The sequence below is a fragment of the Nonomuraea sp. NPDC051191 genome (assembly GCF_044455665.1).
Taxonomy (GTDB): Bacteria; Actinomycetota; Actinomycetes; order Streptosporangiales; family Streptosporangiaceae; genus Nonomuraea.
Genome location: NZ_JBITEZ010000001.1, coordinates 236,379 through 255,854, shown reverse-complemented (window position 1 = coordinate 255,854; position 19,476 = coordinate 236,379). Strand labels below are relative to the sequence as shown.

14 protein-coding genes and 1 tRNA gene are annotated in these 19,476 nt (G+C 70.0%); 12 read left to right on the top strand and 3 right to left on the bottom strand.

Annotated elements, in window-relative coordinates; all coding sequences use genetic code 11:
* The first annotated feature begins 4 nt into the window (after positions 1-4).
* Both ACIA8R_RS01130 and ACIA8R_RS01125 read left to right on the top strand, forming a co-directional pair.
* Entirely contained in the window at positions 5-1,999 is a 1,995-nt protein-coding gene (locus tag ACIA8R_RS01130) for a 3-oxoacyl-[acyl-carrier-protein] synthase III C-terminal domain-containing protein (RefSeq protein ID WP_397035792.1), read from the top strand.
* A gap of 158 nt (positions 2,000-2,157) precedes the next feature.
* Positions 2,158-2,739, top strand: coding sequence for a CDP-archaeol synthase (locus tag ACIA8R_RS01125; protein WP_397035790.1), 582 nt, complete (start codon positions 2,158-2,160; stop codon positions 2,737-2,739).
* Between the two features lie 127 nt (positions 2,740-2,866).
* On the opposite strand, the gene ACIA8R_RS01120 is transcribed toward ACIA8R_RS01125, so the two are convergent.
* Positions 2,867-2,952 (bottom strand) — tRNA-Leu (locus ACIA8R_RS01120).
* A 309-nt stretch (positions 2,953-3,261) separates the two neighbouring features.
* Between ACIA8R_RS01120 and ACIA8R_RS01115 the strand changes: the two genes are divergently transcribed.
* Both ACIA8R_RS01115 and ACIA8R_RS01110 read left to right on the top strand, forming a co-directional pair.
* A complete protein-coding gene (locus ACIA8R_RS01115; protein ID WP_397035788.1) occupies positions 3,262-3,885 on the top strand; it encodes a hypothetical protein in 624 nt (207 codons plus the stop codon).
* Between the two features lie 208 nt (positions 3,886-4,093).
* Positions 4,094-6,226, top strand: a complete 2,133-nt coding sequence (locus tag ACIA8R_RS01110) for a chaplin family protein (RefSeq protein ID WP_397035786.1) — start codon at positions 4,094-4,096, stop codon at positions 6,224-6,226.
* A 120-nt stretch (positions 6,227-6,346) separates the two neighbouring features.
* On the opposite strand, the gene ACIA8R_RS01105 is transcribed toward ACIA8R_RS01110, so the two are convergent.
* Positions 6,347-6,514, bottom strand: a complete 168-nt coding sequence (locus tag ACIA8R_RS01105) for a DUF5703 family protein (protein ID WP_379478577.1) — start codon at positions 6,512-6,514, stop codon at positions 6,347-6,349.
* Positions 6,515-6,721: 207 nt separating this feature from the next.
* Between ACIA8R_RS01105 and topA the strand changes: the two genes are divergently transcribed.
* The 8 genes from topA (at position 6,722) to ACIA8R_RS01065 (ending at position 18,949) form a co-directional block, all read left to right on the top strand.
* A complete protein-coding gene (gene topA / locus ACIA8R_RS01100) occupies positions 6,722-9,406 on the top strand; it encodes a type I DNA topoisomerase (protein WP_357702136.1) in 2,685 nt (894 codons plus the stop codon).
* Positions 9,407-9,520: 114 nt separating this feature from the next.
* A complete protein-coding gene (locus ACIA8R_RS01095; protein WP_397035783.1) occupies positions 9,521-10,741 on the top strand; it encodes a metallophosphoesterase in 1,221 nt (406 codons plus the stop codon).
* Positions 10,742-10,813: 72 nt separating this feature from the next.
* On the top strand, positions 10,814-11,386 hold the full coding sequence (locus ACIA8R_RS01090) for a helix-turn-helix transcriptional regulator (RefSeq protein WP_364083922.1): 573 nt from the start codon (positions 10,814-10,816) through the stop codon (positions 11,384-11,386).
* Positions 11,387-11,528: 142 nt separating this feature from the next.
* Entirely contained in the window at positions 11,529-13,565 is a 2,037-nt protein-coding gene (gene tmk / locus ACIA8R_RS01085) for a dTMP kinase (RefSeq protein ID WP_397035781.1), read from the top strand.
* Between the two features lie 9 nt (positions 13,566-13,574).
* Positions 13,575-14,753, top strand: a complete 1,179-nt coding sequence (locus ACIA8R_RS01080) for a DNA polymerase III subunit delta' (RefSeq protein ID WP_397035779.1) — start codon at positions 13,575-13,577, stop codon at positions 14,751-14,753.
* A gap of 219 nt (positions 14,754-14,972) precedes the next feature.
* Positions 14,973-16,544 (top strand): permease-like cell division protein FtsX, encoded by a 1,572-nt coding sequence (locus ACIA8R_RS01075; RefSeq protein ID WP_397035777.1) that lies wholly within the window; start codon positions 14,973-14,975, stop codon positions 16,542-16,544.
* A 120-nt stretch (positions 16,545-16,664) separates the two neighbouring features.
* Positions 16,665-17,525, top strand: a complete 861-nt coding sequence (locus tag ACIA8R_RS01070) for a stage 0 sporulation family protein (protein ID WP_397036522.1) — start codon at positions 16,665-16,667, stop codon at positions 17,523-17,525.
* A gap of 215 nt (positions 17,526-17,740) precedes the next feature.
* Positions 17,741-18,949 (top strand): AI-2E family transporter, encoded by a 1,209-nt coding sequence (locus tag ACIA8R_RS01065; RefSeq protein ID WP_397035775.1) that lies wholly within the window; start codon positions 17,741-17,743, stop codon positions 18,947-18,949.
* A gap of 30 nt (positions 18,950-18,979) precedes the next feature.
* Here ACIA8R_RS01065 and ACIA8R_RS01060 read toward each other — a convergent pair whose 3' ends face one another.
* The gene (locus ACIA8R_RS01060; RefSeq protein WP_357702152.1) at positions 18,980-19,339 is read right to left on the bottom strand and encodes a hypothetical protein; all 360 of its coding nucleotides are present in this window, start codon (positions 19,337-19,339) and stop codon (positions 18,980-18,982) included.
* Positions 19,340-19,476: the final 137 nt, after the last annotated feature.

The window sequence follows — 19,476 nt, the reverse complement described above, 5'->3', positions numbered from 1 at the left end:
GACCATGATCGAGAGTCTGGGGGTGTACCTGCCGTCGCGGGTGCTGTCGACCCAGGAGGTCCTCGACGGTTGCCGGACCCCGCTCCGGTTCCCGCTGGAGCGGTTCACCGGCATCCGATCACGGCGAGCCGTCGAAGACGGGCAGTACTCCATCGATCTGGCCATCGAGGCGACCTCTCGTTGCCTCGCCCGCTCCGCGCGGGATCCCGCCGAGATCGGCCTGCTGATCTGCTGCAACATCTCCCGGCTGGACGGGCCGATGACGTTCTCCTACGAGCCGAGCACGTCGGCCAAACTGCGCGAACGCTTCGGCCTGCGTCAGGCGCTCTCGTTCGACGTGACCAACGGCTGCGCCGGGATGTTCACCGCGATCGCCGTCGTGGACGCGTTCCTCAAGGCCGGCGTGATCGACAGCGGCCTCGTGGTCAGCGGCGAGCACATCACCCACCTCACCCGGACCGCCCAGCTGGAGATCGACGGTTTCATGGATCCCCGGATGGCCTGCCTGACCCTCGGCGACGCCGGGGCCGCACTGCTGCTGGGGCGCTCCACCGACGGGAACAGCGGCTTCCACGCGCTGGACCTCTACACGCTGGGCCGCTATGGCGAGTACTGCCTGGCGCACGCGACGGACCGGGAGCACGGCGGTGCGATCATGCACACCGACTCGCTCCGGCTGCACGCGGTGACCGTGAACGAAGCGATCTTGCACGCCATGGACGTGCTGGCCGGGCTGGGTGCGCGCCCGGACGCCTGCCAGCACCTGATCATGCACCAGACTTCGGAGAAGACACTGAGCGACGCGGTGACGGAGATCAACCGGCGCTACCGGCGGACGGTGTGTCACCCCGGCAACGTCGTCTACAACCTGGCCGAACGCGGCAACACTGCGACCACCAGTCATTTCATCGCACTGCATGACAAGGCGTCCAGCGGGCGGGTGCGTACCGGGGACAACGTGTTGTTCAGCGTCACCGGTTCCGGACTGACGGTCGGCACAGCCGTCTACACCCTGGACGACCTGCCCGACCGGCTGCGCGACCCCGGTGCGCCGCCGCGCCCGTCCGGCGCCCCGGCACCGGCCCCGAGCGCGACGCGACGCCCCCGCCGGCGGGTGCGGATCGAGAGCGTCGGCATGTCCCCGGACGGTGGGTCCGCGGACCGGCGCGCGCTCGGACTGGCCCGGCTCGCCGCCGATGAGTGCCTGCGGGAGTCCGGATACCACCGCAGCCGGATCGAGCTGCTGCTGTACGCCGGGGTCTACCGTGAGCAGTACCTTTCCGAGCCGGCACTGGCGGCGCTCGTCGCCGGCGCGCTGGAGATCAACGACAGCGTGGAGTCGGATCGGGCCAGGCGCACTTTCGCCTTCGACGTGTGCAACGGATCGCTCGGCTTCCTCAACGCCTGTCACGTGGCCGCGACGATGATCGAGGCGGGGAAGGCCGAGACGGCGATGGTGCTCGCCGCGGAGATCGAGAACAACCTGGAGGTACGGCCGGAGGCCTTGCTCGGAGTGCGCGAGGTGGCCTCGGCCCTGATCCTGGACGCGGCGTCGGACGGACACACCGGTTTCGGTCAATTCCTATTCCGCGCCCACCCTCAGCATCTGGCGGCGCGCACGATCGAGGCACGACACCACGGCGGACGTTCGTACCTCCATATTCACCAGGACGGCGATCTGGAGGACCACTACCTGTCCGGACTGACCGAGGTGACCGAGGAAGTCCTCGACCGCGACGGCGTCAAGGCGGATGAGCTCTGTGCCGTACTGGCCCCGCAACGCTCACCCGAGTTCCTGCGACGGCTGGCAGAGGCGCTGGACGTGTCGCCGGAGCGGGTCGTCAACACCTGCGCCGACGGCCTCGACCTCTACACCTCCTCACTGCCGTACGGCTTCCGCGGGGCGCGCGAGCGGGGACTGGCGCGGCCCGGTGACGTGGGGCTGGTGCTGGGCGCGGGCGCGGGCGTCCAGGTCGGCGGCGCGCTGTACTGGTTCTGAACGATGCCTCCGACGACGACCGATGCGGCCGAGCACGCGATGAGCACGACGTACGGGAGCCAACCTTGACCACAACGGCCCCCCCGAGCACCTGGGCCCTGCCCAGCCTGGGTATGCCCAGCCTGGGTATGCACAGCCTGGGTATGCACAGCTCGGGCTTGGACGGCTTGGGCCTGTACAGCGCCCAGGCGCTCTACCTGTTCGCTCCGCTCGCCGTCGGCATGGTGGTGCTGGGGGTCGCGCTCCGGTTCGATCTCGGGCGGTGGCTGCGGCGGCCGGTCGACGCGGGGCTGACCGTCCGAGGGCGGCGCGTCTTCGGCGCGAACAAGACCTGGCTCGGCATGCTGTGCAGCCTGCTGGGCTGCACCTTGGGGGTGGCGGTACAGGCCGCCGTCGGCGACCGGGCCGGCGACCTTGCACTCATTCACTACCGCGCCGAGATCGTGCTCCCCTTGGGAGCGACACTGAGCCTGGGGGCGACCGCCGGCGAACTGATCAACTCCTTCGTCAAGCGCCAACTGGACGTGCCCCCGGGTCGCCCCGGCCATGGATGGTGGGGACCCCTGCTGCACGTCGTGGACCAGGTGGACTTCTTGGTGACCCTCTGGCCACTGTTGCTGCTCTGGCTGACCCCCGACTGGCCGCTGGTGCTGCTCTCCTTCGGCTGGACCTTCGTCCTGCACCAGGCGATCACCCTGACAGGCCGCCGAATCGGTCTGACCGGACGAGCCCCATCGTAAGAGGCCGCCCCCACCGTCCACCCGAGCACCCGATGACCGTCACCATGCGAACCCAACACAAAGCACTACCCGGAAAAGCAAAATGTGGAGGCCCGTTGAACCGGAACCCCCACATGTGCGGTTGGTGTGTCCGAGGGGGGACTTGAACCCCCATGCCCATCACTGGGCACTAGCACCTCAAGCTAGCGCGTCTGCCTATTCCGCCACCCGGACTTGGTGCCTGCACGCGGGACCGTCATCTCGCGTCGGCTCCGTAAGGTTAGCAAACTCTGGGGGGTGAGTCATACCAAGTATCGGCACAGCGGCCGGCGACACCTGTCCGGCGCCCCCGGCCGCACCCCCGGGATGACCCTTCCAGGTGTCTCACGTGAAGCGGGCCAGCGTGTCCTTGGCCTTTTTCGGGGTCTCTGCTGAAAAGCCCTTGCGGCAACTTTGGGTGCTGCTACGGTTACGGATCGTTGAGGGGTGAGTCCACGGACCGGCCTCACGATGTGAGGCCGGTTCCGGAAGCTGGGAGATCAGGTGGCACGCACGAAGGTCGGACAGTCGGGGGCGTCGTCCCTCGCTGTGCGCCGCGTGCCCATGACGTTCCCGGATCAGGACATGACGTTCCCGGATCAGGACATGACGTTCCCGGAACAGGGCACGACCGCCGAGCGGGCCGACCGGATGGCGCGGTTCGCGGCCGGCGCTCGCGGAGTTGTCGTGCGAGCGGTCACGATGGGCGCCCTCGTGGCGGCCGGGTGGCTGCTCGCCGTCGTGTTCGGCATGATGTCCGCCGCTCCGGCGGCCGCGGACGCCACCGCGGCCACCACAGGAGCCGCCGACGCGGCCCCGGCTCCTCTTTCGGCCCCCGTTCAGCTTTCGGCGTCGGACAACGCCGAGGCGATGGCGGGGCGCACCGTGGACGGTCTCAACAGCCAGCAGGATCCTGGTCTGCCACCACCATCCTCCGCCGGAAAGATCTTGGACACCAACGGATTGGTGCCCAACGGTGGTGGCAGTGGCCCGTTCGGGCCCGGTATGGGGGATGTCGCGAGGTCCGGTGTCGACCCGCGGCTGCAGTACCAGCCCGCCGTCATGGCGCGCGTGCTGCCCCCCGTCGTCCGCACAGCGGCGGACGACCCTTCCTTCTCACCTGACTGATCCCGCCATCCAGGCACGCCCCGGACGACCCGTCCGGAGAGCGGCGGCGGAGCGTGGTCATTTCCCCTCCGTCGGCGGGTGAGACGTCAGTCAACCTGTTCGCGAATCCGAGGTCACCGCTGTGCGCGACCTCGCACGTCCTCGCACGGCCTCGGCTGCCCGCGAACCGTTTCAGGTATCCCCCCAAGAACCACTAGGAGCATTCAGCATGCGTACGTGGGCTAGAGCATCCACCCCTGCGGCCCTTCTGGCGGTCGCGGTCATGTCGTTCGGCAGCAGCGCGGCCCTCGCCGACACCTCGGGAGACTCCTCCGTCGGCGGCGGCAACCAGGTCAACCTGCCGATCAACCTGCCCATCGACATCAGCGGCAACGCCGTCGGCGCGGCCGGCCAGTCGACCGCCGGTTCCCAGGGCGGCGCCTCGGTCGAGAACGTCGGCCCGAGCGACATCCCCAACCGCACCTCCGGAAACTCCAGCGTGCTCGGCGGAAACCAGGTCAACGCGCCGATCACCGCGCCGCTGAACGCCTGCGGCAACGCGATCTCCCTGTTCGGCAGGTCGGACGCGGGCTGCCGGGGCGGCGCGACCGTCCACAACAAGGGCAAGGGCGGCGCCGGCGGCAACCAGACCTCGGGCGACTCCAGCCTCATCGGCGGCAACCAGCTCACGGCGCCGATCACGGCTCCGATCAACGCCTGCGGCAACGCGCTGGCCATCTTCGGCGACGCGACCGCGGGCTGCAAGGGCGGCGCCGCCGTGCACAACAGCGGCGTGGGCGTGGGTGGCAACCGTACGTCCGGGCGCTCCTCCGCGCTGGGCGGCAACCAGGTGGTCGCGCCGGTCAACGCGCCGGTCAACATCTGCGGCAACGCGGTGGCGGTGTTCGGACGGGCGTTCGCGGGCTGCCAGGGCGGCGCCAGTGTCACCAACTCGGGCGGCGGCTGGCTGCACCACATGGCCGCGCCGGGCTCCACGGGCAACGACACCGACGGGCGCTACGGCGCGGGCAGCGGCAACCAGGTGATCGCGCCGGTCAACCTGCCCATCACGGCCTGCGGCAACGCCGTCGGCAACGCGGTGGCCAACTGCCGGGGCGGCGCGACGGTGCTGAACACCCGCGCCGGTTCGGGAGCGGGCGGGAACACGACCTCCGGGCGTTCGGGCGTGCTGAGCGGCAACCAGGTGATCGCGCCGATCACCGCTCCGGTCAACGTCTGCGGGAACGCGGTGGCCGCGTTCGGCAAGGCGTTCGCCGGGTGCAGGGGTGTCGTGTCGGTCAAGAACGGCGGCCGCGGCGCCGGTGGCAACCACACCTCCGGGCAGTCGGGCGTCGGAGCGGGCAACCAGGTGATCGCGCCGATCACGGCTCCGCTCAACGTCTGCGGCAACGCGGCCGCGGTGCTCGGCGCCTCCAACGCCCACTGCAAGGGCAGCGCGACCGTCTGGCCGCACGACGGCGTGGGCGGCGGCGGCAACCACACCTCGGGGCGTTCGGGCGTGCTGAGCGGCAACCAGGTGGTCGCGCCGATCACGGCTCCGGTCAACGTCTGCGGCAACGCGGTGGCCGTGCTGGGCGACGCTGCGGCGGGCTGCCTCGGCGGCGCGCACGTCGGCAAGCCGGGCTACCCGGGCGGCGGCTACAACCAGTTCCTGCGCTCCACCGGCCACACGGCCGCGGCGAAGAGCGGGCTGCTGCCCGCGGTGCCCGCCGTCCCCGCGCTCAACAGCGTCGGCGGCGGGTCCGCGCTGCCCGACGTCGGCGGCGTGCCGAACGTGGGTGGCGTGCCCAACGTCGGCGGTGTGCCGAACGTGGGTGGCCTGCCGGTTCCCGGCAACGTGACGCAGCAGCTCCAGGGCTCGGGCCTGCCGGTCGGCGGCGGCCTCTCCTCGCTGCCGCTCGTGGACGACGCCTCCAAGACGCTGGGCCTGCCCGCCCTTCCCGAGCTGCCCGGCCTCCCCGGCCAGGCGCAGGCTCCGACGCAGGCCGCGCCCGGCAACGTGGAGGTGCCGGCCAAGCCGTGGCAGAACCGGGTGCCCACCCGGCCCGGCAAGCGTCACCTCGCCGACAGGGCCGACAACGTGCGCAAGGCGCCGCCGCGCCCCTCGTCGCCGCTCTCGCCGGCCACCGACCTGCTCACCTCCACCCCGGTCGGCGGCGCTGTGACCTCCGCCACCGGTGGCCTGCCCGTCGGCAACCTGGGCCTGATGAGCGCCGCCCAGCCCGCCGGTCTCACCGGGATGAACTCCAGCTCGCTGCTCGCGCTGCTGCTCGGCTCGATGTTCGCCGCTTCGGCCACGCTGTTCGCGACCGCTCGCCGGTTCCGGTTCGGCCGTAAGTAGATATACGGCATAGGCAGGTAACCGCAGATACCGCTACCGCTCGCCGCCGTGAGTGGTAGGCGATAGATGCTTTGCCCGTTCCGGGGGCGCGGCCCGGGGCGGGCAAAGCCATGTCCAGGCTCAGAGCGTGCTGCGGACACGGATGACCTTGCGGCGCAGCCGTACGTGCCGGCTCCCGTCGGGGTGCACCCGCACCCGCGCGAGCTCCCACTGGCCGTACTCTGCATGTTCGGTCAGCAGTTGACGTGCGGCTTCGCGAGTGAGGTCGCGCGGAATGAAGATATCCATGTAGGAGTAGTCGAGCACAACGATTAGTCTCCAGGGTGAGTCAGGGCGCCATGCCGCTCGATGGGCCTTATTCTGCGTGCTTGTGGGTGGACCCGGAAGCTAGTGGGTAGCCCGGGGGAAGGAAATTTCCGCGAGTCGGGTTACCTTTCAGATCTATGCCGACTCCCGGTAGGGGGATTGCAAGCGAACAGTGAGGTAGGAAGCAGCGTGCCAGCCAAGAACGGCAGCTCCGGCGGAACACGCCTGGTGATCGTCGAGTCGCCCGCCAAGGCGAAGACGATCGAGAAATACCTCGGCGCCGGCTACACGGTGGAGTCCAGCATCGGCCACATCCGTGACCTGCCGGAGCGGGCCGACGACATCCCCGAGGCGTTCAAGAAGGAGCCTTGGGCGCGCCTCGGCGTGAACGTCGAGCACGGGTTCGAGCCGCTGTACGTCGTCAACCCCGACAAGAAGGCGCAGGTCAGCAAGCTGCGTCAGCTGTTGAAGGGCGCCGACGAACTCTACCTGGCCACTGACGAGGACCGTGAGGGCGAGGCGATCGCCTGGCACCTGCGCGAGGTACTCAAGCCGACCGTGCCCGTCCACCGCATGGTGTTCCACGAGATCACGCCGCAGGCGATCCGCGACGCCGTCGCGAACCCGCGCGACCTCAACCTCCGCCTGGTCGACGCCCAGGAGACCCGCCGCATCCTCGACCGCCTCTACGGCTACGAGGTCAGCCCGGTCCTGTGGAAGAAGGTCAAGCCGCGGCTGTCGGCCGGCCGGGTGCAGTCGGTGGCGACGCGGCTGGTGGTGGAGCGCGAGCGGGAGCGCATGGCGTTCACCTCGGCCCACTACTGGGACCTGCAGGCGCTGTTCGACTCCGGCAAGCCCGAGGAGCGGCCGCGTGACTTCACCGCGACGCTGAGCTCGGTCGACGGCAAGAGGGTGGCCCAGGGGCGCGACTTCGCCAGCACCGGGCAGCTCAAGACGGCCGACGTGCTCCACCTGTCCGAGGCCGCCGCCGGTGAGCTGGCCGGCAGGCTCCAGGGCACGTCGTTCTCGGTCAAGTCCGTCGAGCGCAAGCCGTACACGCGCAAGCCGTACGCGCCGTTCCGGACGACCACGTTGCAGCAGGAGGCCAGCCGGAAGCTGGGCTTCTCCGCCAAGTACACGATGCAGGTCGCCCAGCGGCTGTACGAGCAGGGGTTCATCACCTACATGCGTACCGACAGCATCACGCTGTCGGAGACCGCCATCGCGGCCGCCCGCTCGCAGGCCATCAAGCTCTACGGCGCCGCGTACGTGCCCGACAAGCCGCGCGTCTACACCAGCAAGGTCAAGAGCGCGCAGGAGGCCCACGAGGCGATCCGGCCCTCCGGCGAGGAGTTCCGCACGCCGGGCGAGACCGGGCTGTCCGGCGACATGTTCCGCCTCTACGAGCTGATCTGGCAGCGCACGGTCTCCTCGCAGATGAAGGACGCGGTCGGCGAGTCGATCAGCGTCAAGGTCAGCGGCCGTTCGGCCGCCGGCGAGAACGTCGAGTTCAGCGCCTCCGGCCGGACGATCACCTTCTACGGCTTCCTCAAGGCGTACGTGGAGGGGGCCGACGACCCCTCGACCGACCGCGACGACTCCGAGAAGCGGCTGCCCAACCTGGCCGAGGGCGACGCGCTGACCGTGTCGCGGCTCGACGTGGCCGGCCACTCGACCAAGCCGCCCGCCCGCTACACCGAGGCGTCGCTGGTCAAGGAGATGGAAGACCGGGAGATCGGGCGACCCTCGACGTACGCGTCGATCATCGGCACGATCCTCGACCGCGGCTACGTGTTCAAGAAGGGCACCGCGCTGGTGCCGTCGTTCCTGGCCTTCGCCGTGGTCAACCTGCTTGAGCAGCATTTCGGCAACCTGGTCGACTACGACTTCACGGCCGAGATGGAGAAGGTGCTCGACGACATCGCCAACGACCGCGCCGAGCGGGTGCCCGAGCTGCAGCGGTTCTACTACGGCGCGGGCGACGGCGACGAGGGCCTGAAGGAGATGGTCACCGACCTCGGCGACATCGACGCCAAAGAGATCAGCTCGTTCCCGATCAGGGGCACTGACATCGTCCTGCGGGTCGGGCGTTACGGGCCGTACCTGGACAGGGACGGCGCGCGGGTCAACGTCCCGGAGGACACCACGCCCGACGAGCTGACGGCGGAGAAGGCCGAGGAGCTGTTCTCGCGGCCCACCGGCGACCGTGAGCTGGGGCGCGACCCGGTGAGCGGGCACACGATCGTGGCCAAGGACGGCCGTTACGGGCCGTACGTGACGGAGATCCTGCCCGAGCCGGCCGAGGACGAGGCGCCGAAGAAGCGGACGAAGAAGGCAGACGCCCCCAAGCCGCGCACCAGCTCCCTGTTCAAGACGATGTCGCTGGACACGATCACCCTCGACGACGCGCTCAAGCTGTTGGCGATCCCGCGGGTCGTGGGCGAGCTCGACGGCGAGGAGGTCGTGGCGCACAACGGGAAGTTCGGGCCGTACATCAAGAAGGGCACCGACTCCCGCTCGCTCTCCTCCGAAGAGGACCTGCTGACGGTCACGATCGAGCAGGCCAAGGAGCTGTTCGCGCAGCCCAAGCAGCGCGGGCGGCGGGCCGCGGCGGCGGCGCCGCTGCGGGAGCTGGGCGACGATCCGGCGTCGAAGAAGCCCGTGGTGGTCAAGGAGGGGCGTTTCGGCCCCTACGTGACCGACGGCGAGACGAACGCCTCGCTGCGCAAGGGCGACACGGTCGAGGACATCACCATCGAGCGGGCCGCCGAGCTGCTGGCCGAGCGCCGCGAGCGGGCGCCCGCGCCGAAGAAGACCACGCGGAAGGCGCCGGCGAAGAAGACGACCGCGAAGAAGCCGGCGGCCAAATCGTGAGTGGCACAGCGAAGGAGCCGGCGGCCGGATCGTAGGCGGCACCGCGAAGGGGGCGGCGAATCGTCAGTGGCACCGCGGAGAAGCCGGCGGACAAGTCGTCAGTAGCATCGACGTGTGATCGTGCTGGTCTTCGTCGCTCTGGTCCTGGTGGCGCACCTGTATCTGTGGCATCGCATGGTGCGCTCCGCGACCCGCCCCGGGCGCGCCCGCAAGGTGCTGACCTGGGGCCTGGTCGGGCTGGTCCTGCTCGTGGTGGCCACGTTCGTGGGAACGCGGATGGAGCTGGGCAACTGGCTGGCCTGGCCGGGCTACCTGTGGGTGGCGTTGATGTTCTACCTCGTGGTGTTCCTGCTCGTGCTGGAGGTGCCGCGGGCCGTCGCCTCGGTGCTCATCCGCAGGCGCGAGCGCAGGACGGTGGCGGCGGAGGAGCCGGTCCCGGTCATGGCGAGCCCGGTTCCCGCGGTGGCGGCCGTCTCCGCGCCGCCCGCGGCCGAGCCGCCCATGAGCAGGCGGCTGTTCCTGGGACGCACCACCGCAGTGGTGGCCGGGGTCGGCGCGCTGGGCACGGTCGGTTACGGCGTGAGCCGCGCCCTGGGCGACCCCGTCCTGGAGCCGGTGCGGGTCACACTGCCCAAGCTCGACCCGAGGCTGAACGGCCTGCGCTTCGCCGTGGTGAGCGACATCCACCTGGGCCCGCTCACGGGCATCGGCCACACCGAGCGCATCGTCAGGATGATCAACGGCCTGCGTCCCGACGTGGTGGCCATCGTCGGCGACCTGGTGGACGGGTCCGTCGCCCAACTGGGCGCCCTGGCCAGACCGCTGAAGAGCCTTGAGTCCCGCTACGGGGCATATTTCGTGACCGGCAATCACGAGTACTACACCCAGAACGGCCCCCAGGAATGGGTCGAGGAGCTCGACCAGCTCGGCGTCCGTTCGTTGCGCAACGAGCGCGTGGAGATCACGCACCAGGGCGCCGTACTGGACCTGGCCGGGGTGAACGACCTCAACGGCGAGGCCACGGGCGACGGCCCCGACTTCGGCAAGGCGCTCGGCGGACGTGAGCCGGGGCGGTCCACGGTGCTGCTCGCGCACCAGCCCGTACAGGTGGAGCAGGCCGCCGGGTTCGGCGTCGACCTGCAGCTCTCGGGGCACACGCACGGCGGGCAGATCATGCCGTTCAACCTGGTGGTCGGCCTGCAACAGCCCGTCGTGTCCGGCCTGGCCACGATCGACGGCGTGCAGGTGTACGTCACCAGGGGTGCCGGGTTCTGGGGGCCGCCCGTACGGGTCGGAGCGCCGCCGGAGATCACTATGCTGGAGCTGCGCTCCTGACTTTGCGCGACGCGGTGGCCACGTGGTGTCATCCTGGCGTAGTATCCGACCGGATACTCACAGGAGGTGATCATGGTTTCCTCTCCCGCCGAAGGTGCCTTGCGCCAGGCGGCCGCGCTCGCGCCCGACGTCGCGTTCTGGGCCAGGCGCGGCGGGCTGCTGTTCCGGCAGGCCCGCCACGCGGCGAGCATGAACCAGAAGGCGCTGGCCAGCAGGAGTGGCACCTCGCGCACCACACTGTCCGCCTACGAGCACGGCAGGAAGTCGCCGACGCTGGAGACGGCCGGGCGCATCCTCGACGCGGCCGGGTTCCGGCTGGCGCTTGAGCCCAAGGTCGAGTTCGCCGTGGAGACGGCGGCCGGTCGTAGCTTCCACGTCCCGAGCCGGTTGCGGCGGCTGCCGGTGGCCGCGGCGCTGGGGGTCCTGCGGTTCGGCGACCGGGTCTACGACCTGGCCGATCGCGGCCAACGCCGGGCGGCCTACTCGGTGCTGCTGAGCGAGGGCGGTCCTGCCGATCTGCTCGACCACGTCGACGGCGCACTGCTCGTCGAGCTCTGGGGCGAGCTGGCCCTGCCGTCGGCCGTCCGTGCCGCCTGGTCCCCTCTGGTGGAGGAGATCAGACAAGAGGCCGGAGTAATGAATTGATGATGATTTCGGTGGGCTGTTCCGAGTGCGCGACCTGCGCGCAGACCCGACTCCGTAATACCCTCAGCCACGGACAAGCGGGTAATTCCGCGTTGTCTTCTTGTCTTCCCATGTCCGGCCGACACCTGGATACGCTGAAATCATGACTGCCCCTAGGCGCGCCGCGAATGTGCTGGCCCATGCGCCGTTCCGCCGGCTCTGGACGGCCATGTCGGTGTGCAGTCTCGGCGACTGGCTCAACATCCTGGCCCTGACCGCCCTCGCCGGAAACCTCAACCAGGGCGACTACCGCATGCAGTCGTTGGCTGTGGGCGGCGTGTTCATCGCCAAGATGTTGCCCGCGGTGCTGCTCGGGCCGCTGGCCGGGGTGTTCGCCGACCGGTTCGACCGGCGGCTGACCATGTTCACGGCAGACCTGGCCAGGTTCGCGGTCGTGCTGTCGATCCCCGTCATCGGCACGTACCAGTGGGTGATCGTCGCGACCGTCCTGGTCGAGTGCGTCAACCTGTTCTGGGTCCCCGCCAAGGACGCCACGGTGCCCAACCTGGTGCCCAAGGACCAGCTCGAATCCGCCAACCGGCTCAACCTGCTGGTCACCTACGGCAGCGCGCCGATCGCGGCCCTGCTGTTCGCCGCGCTGTCCCTGGTCGGCGACATGGGCCGCAGCGTCCTGCCGCTGCTCGGCGGCATGGACCCGACCGCCCCGGCACTTATCGTCAATGCCCTGGCCTACCTGGTGTCGGCCTTCCTGATCTTCACGCTGCGCGGCATCCCCAGGCGCGACGGCGCGATCTCGACGCCCTCGGTGCTCAAGCAGATCGTCGAGGGCTGGCGGTTCGTGGGCGGCAACCGGCTCGTGCGCGGGCTGATCATCGGCATGCTGGGCGCGTTCGCCGCGGGTGGGGCTGTGGTCGGCGTGGCCAAGATCTACGTGGTGGCCCTCGGCGGCGGCGACGCGGCCTACGGCGTCGTGTTCGGCGCGGTCTTCGTCGGCATGGCGCTGGGCATGTTCGTCGGCCTCAGGCTGCTGCACGGGCTGTCGCGGCGGCGGCTGTTCGGCCTGGCCATCACCGTGGCCGGGCTGGTGCTCGTGGCCATCGCGCTGATCCACAACCTGCCCATCGTGGTCATGCTGACGGTGCTGCTCGGGGCGTGCGCGGGCATCGCGTGGATCATCGGCTACACCCTGATCGGGCTGGAGGTCGACGACACGCTGCGCGGGCGCACGTTCTCGTTCCTGCAGTCCACCGCGCGGGTGACGCTGCTGCTCGTGGTGGCGGTGGCCAACCCGCTGGCGGCGCTGTTCGGCGCCCACGAGTTCGGCCTGGGCGCGATCGCCTACCGGTTCGACGGCACCAACCTGGTGCTGGTCATCGGCGGCGTGCTCGCGGTGGCCGTCGGCATCCTGGCGCTGCGCCACATGGACGACAGGAAGGGCGTCTCGCTCTCGGCCGACCTGATCGCGGCGGTGCGCGGCGAGCGTTACCCCGCCGAGCCGGCCGAGCACGTGCCGGGGCTGTTCATGGCGTTCGAGGGCGGCGAGGGCTCGGGCAAGACGACGCAGTCGCGGCTGATCGCCATCTGGCTGCGCGACCAGGGCTACGACGTGGTCCAGACGCGGGAGCCCGGCTCGACCAAGATCGGCATGCGGCTGCGGGCCATCCTGCTCGACGCGGCCGAGCGTGGCCTGTCGGCCCGTTCGGAGGCCCTGCTCTACGCGGCCGACCGGGCCGAGCACGTCGAGAAGGTGATCCGCCCGGCGCTCTACCGGGGCTCGCTGGTGATCAGCGACCGCTACGTCGACTCGTCGCTGGCCTACCAGGGCGCCGGCCGGGCGCTCGATCCCGAAGACGTCTCCAAGATCAACGCGTGGGCGACGGGCGGGCTCGTACCGCATCTGACCGTGCTCATCGACACGCCGCCCGAGGTGGGGCTGACCCGGCTGGGCGGGGCGGCCGACCGGATCGAGTCGGAGCCGCTGGAGTTCCACCAGCGGGTGCGCAAGGAGTTCCGCGCGCTGGCCGCCGCCGATCCGGACCGCTACCTCGTGGTCGACGGCACGATGGCGCCCGAGGTGCTGACCCGCCAGATCCAGGACCGCATTCGCGAGATCCTGCCCGACCCGGTTCCCCGGGAGTCCGAAGACGCCACGGGCACGATGCCCGCCATCCGCGACTAGCCTTACCCCGTGACGGTTTTCGATGACCTCGTCGGGCAGGACCAGGCGATCTCGGTGTTGTCGCGGGCCGCTGCGGCGGCCGGCGAGGCCGTCAAGGGCGGTCGCGGCGCCGGCATGACGCACGCCTGGCTGTTCACCGGCCCGCCGGGGTCGGGCCGGGAGGAGGCCGCGCGCGCCTTCGCCGCCGCGCTGCTGTGCCCCGACGGCGGTTGCGGCCACTGCGACCAGTGCCACCAGGTGCTGATCGGCTCCCACCCCGACCTGGAGTCCGTCCGTCCGGAGGGGCTGTCCTACAGCGTCAAGCAGACCCGCGAGCTCATCCTGCGGGCCGCGGGCGCCCCCACCCAGGGCCGCTGGCGGGTCATCCTGTTCGAGGACGCCGACCGCGCCACCGAGTCGGCGGCCAACGCCCTGCTCAAGGCCATCGAGGAGCCGCCGGCGCGCACGGTCTGGCTGCTGTGCGCGCCGGCCCCCGACGACCTCATGATCACCATCAGGTCGCGCTGCCGCCAGGTCACGCTGGCCACGCCGTCCACCGAGGCCGTCGCGCACGTGCTGGCCACGCGTGACAGCGTGCCGTGGGAGACCGCCGCGTTCGCCGCCCGGGCCGCGCAGGGGCACATCAGCAGGGCGCGGTCGCTGGCCCTCGACGAGGGCTCCCGTCGCCGGCGGGAGGCCGTGCTGGGCATCCCGCGCTCGCTGACCGGCGTGGGCGAGTGCATCTCCGCCGCCGAACGCCTGGTCAAGACGGCCGAGGAGGAGGCCGCGGCGGCCACGGCGGCGCTCAACGAGAACGAGACGTCCGAGCTGCGCAAGCTCTACGGCGAGGGGTCCACGGGCAAGGGGCTCAACCGGGGGCTGGTGCGCGGCGGGGCCGGAGCCCTCAAGGAGCTGGAGGACCGGCAGAAGTCCCGGGCCACCCGCATCAAGCGGGACTCTCTCGACGCCGCGCTGCTGGAGCTGGTGTCGTTCTACCGTGACGTGCTGGCCATGCAGTTCGGGGCGGGGGTGGAGCTGGCCAACGACGACATCCGGTTCGACCTCGACCAGCTCGCCAAGTCGTCCACGCCGGAGGAGACGCTGCGGCGGATCGACGCGATCATGCGGTGCCGGGAACGGCTGGGCGCCAACGTCAACCCGCAGATGGCCGTGGAGGCGATGATGTTGTCGCTGCGTGCGGCGGCCTGACCTGGTCTCGGCCCCTGCCCGCGGCGGCTCGCCTTCGTGATCCGACGGCGGTGGTGACGGCGACCCCTCGATGCTCATGAACGCGGTGCGCCGCACGCCGGACGGCTCGATGTGCCGGTTCCGGGGCGCCTGAGGGTTCGCCTGCCGGGAGATCTCGTGCGGGCGGAAAATATCCGGGTGACTGGAGCAGCAGACGAGCCTGTGAGGCGTCTCTGTAGCGTGGAAGTCGAACTGCTCTCCCAACAACAGGCCCTGGAGCGGCAGCGGGTCGATGTGGCGTCGATCTTCGCCGAACATCATGTGGGCCTCGTGCGGCTCGCCTTGATCATGGTCGGTGATCAGGCCACCGCCGAAGACGTCGTGCAGGAGGCGTTCGCACGTACGCACGCCGGCCGGGCCCGCCTGCGGGAGGCCGACAGGGCGCTGGCCTATGTGCGGTCCGCCGTGCTCAACGGGTGCCGGTCCGTCCTGCGCAGACGGGCGACGGTGTTCCGGCGGGCTGTGCCCTACGAGCCGCCGGTCTGGTCGGCCGAGAGCGCCGCGCTGCTGGGCGAGGAGCGGCGCGAGGTGCTGCTCGCCCTGCGGGAGCTGCCGCGCAGGCAGCGCGAGGCGCTGACCCTGCGCTACTACTTCGATCTGTCCGACCAGGAGATCGCCGAGACCATGGGCGTCAACGCGAGCACGGCCAGGTCCACGATCGCGCGAGGGCTCGCCGCCCTCGGCCGGCCGGGCGCTTGGGGAGGAATCATGAACAGCCCGATGGAAGACAGACTGCGGGAGGCGCTCGTCGAGGCGGGCGCGACGGTGGACACCGGCGCGCTCAAGCCGCTGCGGGCGCCCGAGCGGCGCCGGAGCCGGATGGACCTGCGGCTGGTGGGCGCGGCCGTGACGGTGGTGCTCGCGGGGGCGACGACCGCCGTCTGGCTGGGGGTTCGAGGAGACGAGCACGTGGTGACGCTGGCCGCTCCCACCGATGGGCGGTCCGATTCGTCGGAGTTGACGATCTATCTGTGTTCGAGGACGGCCAGTGGGAAGGCGCCGTCCTGCAAGGGGCAGGACGTCACGCCCGAGCAGGCGAAGTCGATCGAGGTGGCGGCGAAGGAGGTGCCCGGCGTCGTCTCGGTGACGTTCCTCGACCGGGAGGCGGTCCTCGCCGCTTTCCGACAGGATTTCGCGCAGAATCAGCAGGTGCTCGACGCGGTCACGGCCGACGACCTGCATGCGTCGTTCCGGCTGCGACTTGAGCCCGGCACGGATCCGGTGAAGGTGAAGCAGGCGCTCGCCCGGCTCCCCGGGATCGAGGACATCGACCTGGTGCCCGCTGCTGTCTCCCTTCGGCCATCGGAGGCTCAGATCGGTGTCTTCCTCTGCCAGGACGGCACGGCGCTGCCCACCTGCGGTGCCGAACGAGCATCGGACGGCGAGCAGGTCATCAAGGAGGGAAAGGGGATCACGACGAGACAGAAGGACAAGGTCCTCGCGCTGCTGAAGGCGTCCAAGCAGGTGAAGTCCGTCTTTTACGAGGACCGGACGTCGGCGTACGAGAACTTCAAGCGCGACTACGAGGACAACAAGGCCCTGGTCGCCGCCACCAGGGTCGAGGACATGCCGGAGTCGTACCGGTTGCGCATGAGGTCGGAGCTCGACGACTGGAGCGGGCTGGTCAAGACCCTGAGACAGCAGCGGGGTGTCGCATCCGTCGTCGTGCAGCGTTGCCTGATCGAGAGGCTGGCCCTGACCGGCTACCGGGTGAGTCTGCCGAAGGACAAGCGGTGCCGGGAGGGCGGCTGATTCAAGATCGGGCTCGGTGCCCCTCACGTTCGCCGGGCGGACCCACGTAGTGTGGCAACGGAAGGCCGTAACAACCCCCGAGGCCGTCAGGGAGGCGAGCTCTAGCCCATGGGAATGATCATGGCCGTGAGCTTCACGCGCTACGGGAGGCTCTACTACCTCGATCCGGGCGGGCACGCCCCCAAGGTCGGCGACAAGGTGCTGGTGCCGACCGACTCGGGTCCCGAGGTGGCGGAGTGTGTGTGGGCGCCGCAGTACACGAGCGAGGACATCGACGGTCTGCCCGTGTGCGCGGGGCCGGCGGAAGAGGAACACCTCTCGCGCGACGAGTCCAACAAACGCCGCAGGGCCGAGGCCCGCAGCGTGTCCAAGAAGCTGATCAAACGACATGGGCTGCCGATGAAGGTCGTCGGCATCGACTATCTCGACCAGGACAACGTCTACACCGTCTATTTCTCGGCCCCTCATCGGGTCGACTTCCGGGCCCTGGTCCGCGACCTGGCCCGTAACCTGCGGGCCAGGGTCGAGTTGCGGCAGATCGGCCCCCGGGACGAGGCGCGGCTGCAGGGCGGCATCGGTCCCTGCGGCCGTGACCTGTGCTGCGCCACCTTCCTGAAGGACTTCGAGCCGGTGTCCGTGCGCATGGCGAAGGACCAGGACCTTCCGGTCAATCCGCTGCGCATCGCGGGAGCTTGCGGGCGGCTCATGTGCTGCCTGAAGTACGAGCACCCGCTGTACGTCGAGAGCCGGTACAGAATGCCTCGCGCGGGAAGCCGCGTGAGCACGCCGCAGGGCGACGGGGTCGTGACGGGGCACAACGTCCCGGCCGACACGGTGACGGTGCGCCTGGACGACGGCGGGAGGCGCTGCGCGTGCCCGTCCGCGTCGGTGTGTTCGCCTCGCATCCAGCACGACACGATGTACGGCACCCAGGAGGAACCAGCCGATCAGCAGCCTTCCAGCGAAGGGGAGGAAAGCTAGACAACTCATCCCGTTCTGGTCCAGGTGATGCTCGGGTCGGCTCGTCCGCGGACAAGCCGAGCAGGCGGTAGATGCCGGGCTGGAGCGGTCGGCCGTCGTACGTTGGGTGCGTCGCTTCCGTGTACGACGCAGCTCAAGCCACTGGCTGGACGCGCCGAGGGCCGCCGTCCGCGCGCGGTCACGGGAGGTGGGTTCCAGAGCCTGGAGAGCCAGCCATGAAGAAGCCGGTGGAGTCGAGCGGCGGCGTGCCCGCGGTGCAGGTGCTGCTGTCGCCTGCCAACGTCTGGCGGGCCGGGCTCGCCGTGGCGGCCGTCGTCGCGGTGGCGTTCTTCCTCCGGTTCGTGCTCACCGACGCGGGTCCGCTGATCGCCATGCTGGTGATGGCGTGGTTCCTCTCGCTGGCCATGGAGCCCGCCGTGCGCCGCATGTCGCGGCGCATGCCACGGGGCAGGGCGACACTGCTGGTGATGACGTTGTTCATCCTGGCCTTCGTGATCTTCCTCGTGCTGTTCGGCAGCATGTTCGTGCAACAGGTCGCGGTGTTGCTGAAGGCCCTGCCCGAGGTCATCACCGGCGTCGTCGAGTGGGTCAACACCCGGTTCGGCACCCGTTACGAGATCTCCGACATCCTCCACTCCATCAACCTCACCCCGCAGCAGGCGGCCGAGTACGCGCAGGGTGCGCTCGGCGGGATCCTGGGCCTGCTGGGCACGGTGACCGGAACGGTGTTCAACCTGTTCACCCTGGCGCTGCTGACGTTCTACTTCTCGGCCGACGGGCCGAGGCTGCGCCGGTGGCTCGCGCAGCTGCTGCCCGGCCGGGTCCAGCAGGTCTTCATCAGCGTCTGGGACGTGTCCATGATCAAGACCGGTGGCTACGTCTCCTCCCGGCTCATTCTGGCCACCATCAACGGCACGGCCTCGGCCCTGGTGTTCCTGCTGCTCGGCATGCCCTCCTGGCTGGCGCTCGGGGCGTGGACGGGGCTGGTCGCCCAGCTCGTGCCCACCATCGGCACCTACATCTCCATCGCCCTGCCGGTGGTGGTGGGGCTGGTCTCGTCCCGGCCCTGGATCGGCGTGGCCGCGCTGGCCTGGGGCATCGTGTACCAGCAGGTGGAGAACCTGACGCTGGAGCCGAAGATCAGTTCGCGGGCGGTGGACATCCATCCCGGGGTGTCCTTCGCCGCCGTGATCCTGGGGGCGTCGCTGTTCGGCGCGATGGGTGCGCTCTTGGCCATCCCGGTGGTGGCCATGCTGCTGTCGCTGGTCGACACGTTCGCCACGCGTCAGGAGTTCCGGGAGGTCATGGCCGCCGAAGCGGCGCCGCCGAAGGGCGGACCCGGGGAAGCGCCGCCGCTGAAGGGCGGACCCGGGGAAGCGCCGCCGCCGAAGGGCGGACCCAGGGAAGCGCCGCCGCCGAAGTGACGTGCCCTCCGGCGGGTGGAGCGGGGGCGGTCAGCCCTGGGGATAGCCGGGGATCCGGCGACGCTGGGTCGCGGTGCCGACCCAGTGGACGAGGTCCAGCACGACCGCCACGGCGATCCAGAACCAGTCCGCTCCTCTGAGTCCGACACCGGGGATGTAAAGGATCACGTACATCAACGTGGTGAACGGCAGGAAGATCAGGCCGAGCAGGGGCCAGATCCAGGTGTCGAAGGCGGCGCTCACCAGCGCGGGCCGCGCCACCCAGATGATGAAGACGGCGAGTCGTGGAAACAGCCCCGCAAAAACCGCGAACAAACAGCCCATGGCAGCCCCCGCCTCTCCATCACGCCTCACCAGAAAGAGGGCGAAGTGGATGGTCCCCGTGACCACGGCCGCTCACCCTCGACGACGGGCATGAAAAGGCCCTGCTTCCGTTTGCCAGGCCGATGCCTTCTCGGCGTGCTGAGGGCCGAATCCGAAAGGCTGCACAGATTTGCCCCATGGAAATCTTTTGCCTCCTCGCGGTG

Coding starts and splice junctions, on each gene's coding strand:
- ACIA8R_RS01130 (WP_397035792.1), top strand. CDS start 5: ATGATCGAGAGTCTGGGGGTGTACCTGCCGTCGCGGGTGCTGTCGACC.
- tmk (WP_397035781.1), top strand. CDS start 11,529: ATGACTGCCCCTAGGCGCGCCGCGAATGTGCTGGCCCATGCGCCGTTC.
- ACIA8R_RS01065 (WP_397035775.1), top strand. CDS start 17,741: ATGAAGAAGCCGGTGGAGTCGAGCGGCGGCGTGCCCGCGGTGCAGGTG.
- ACIA8R_RS01070 (WP_397036522.1), top strand. CDS start 16,665: ATGGCCGTGAGCTTCACGCGCTACGGGAGGCTCTACTACCTCGATCCG.
- ACIA8R_RS01105 (WP_379478577.1), bottom strand. CDS start 6,514: ATGGATATCTTCATTCCGCGCGACCTCACTCGCGAAGCCGCACGTCAA.
- ACIA8R_RS01090 (WP_364083922.1), top strand. CDS start 10,814: ATGGTTTCCTCTCCCGCCGAAGGTGCCTTGCGCCAGGCGGCCGCGCTC.
- ACIA8R_RS01110 (WP_397035786.1), top strand. CDS start 4,094: ATGCGTACGTGGGCTAGAGCATCCACCCCTGCGGCCCTTCTGGCGGTC.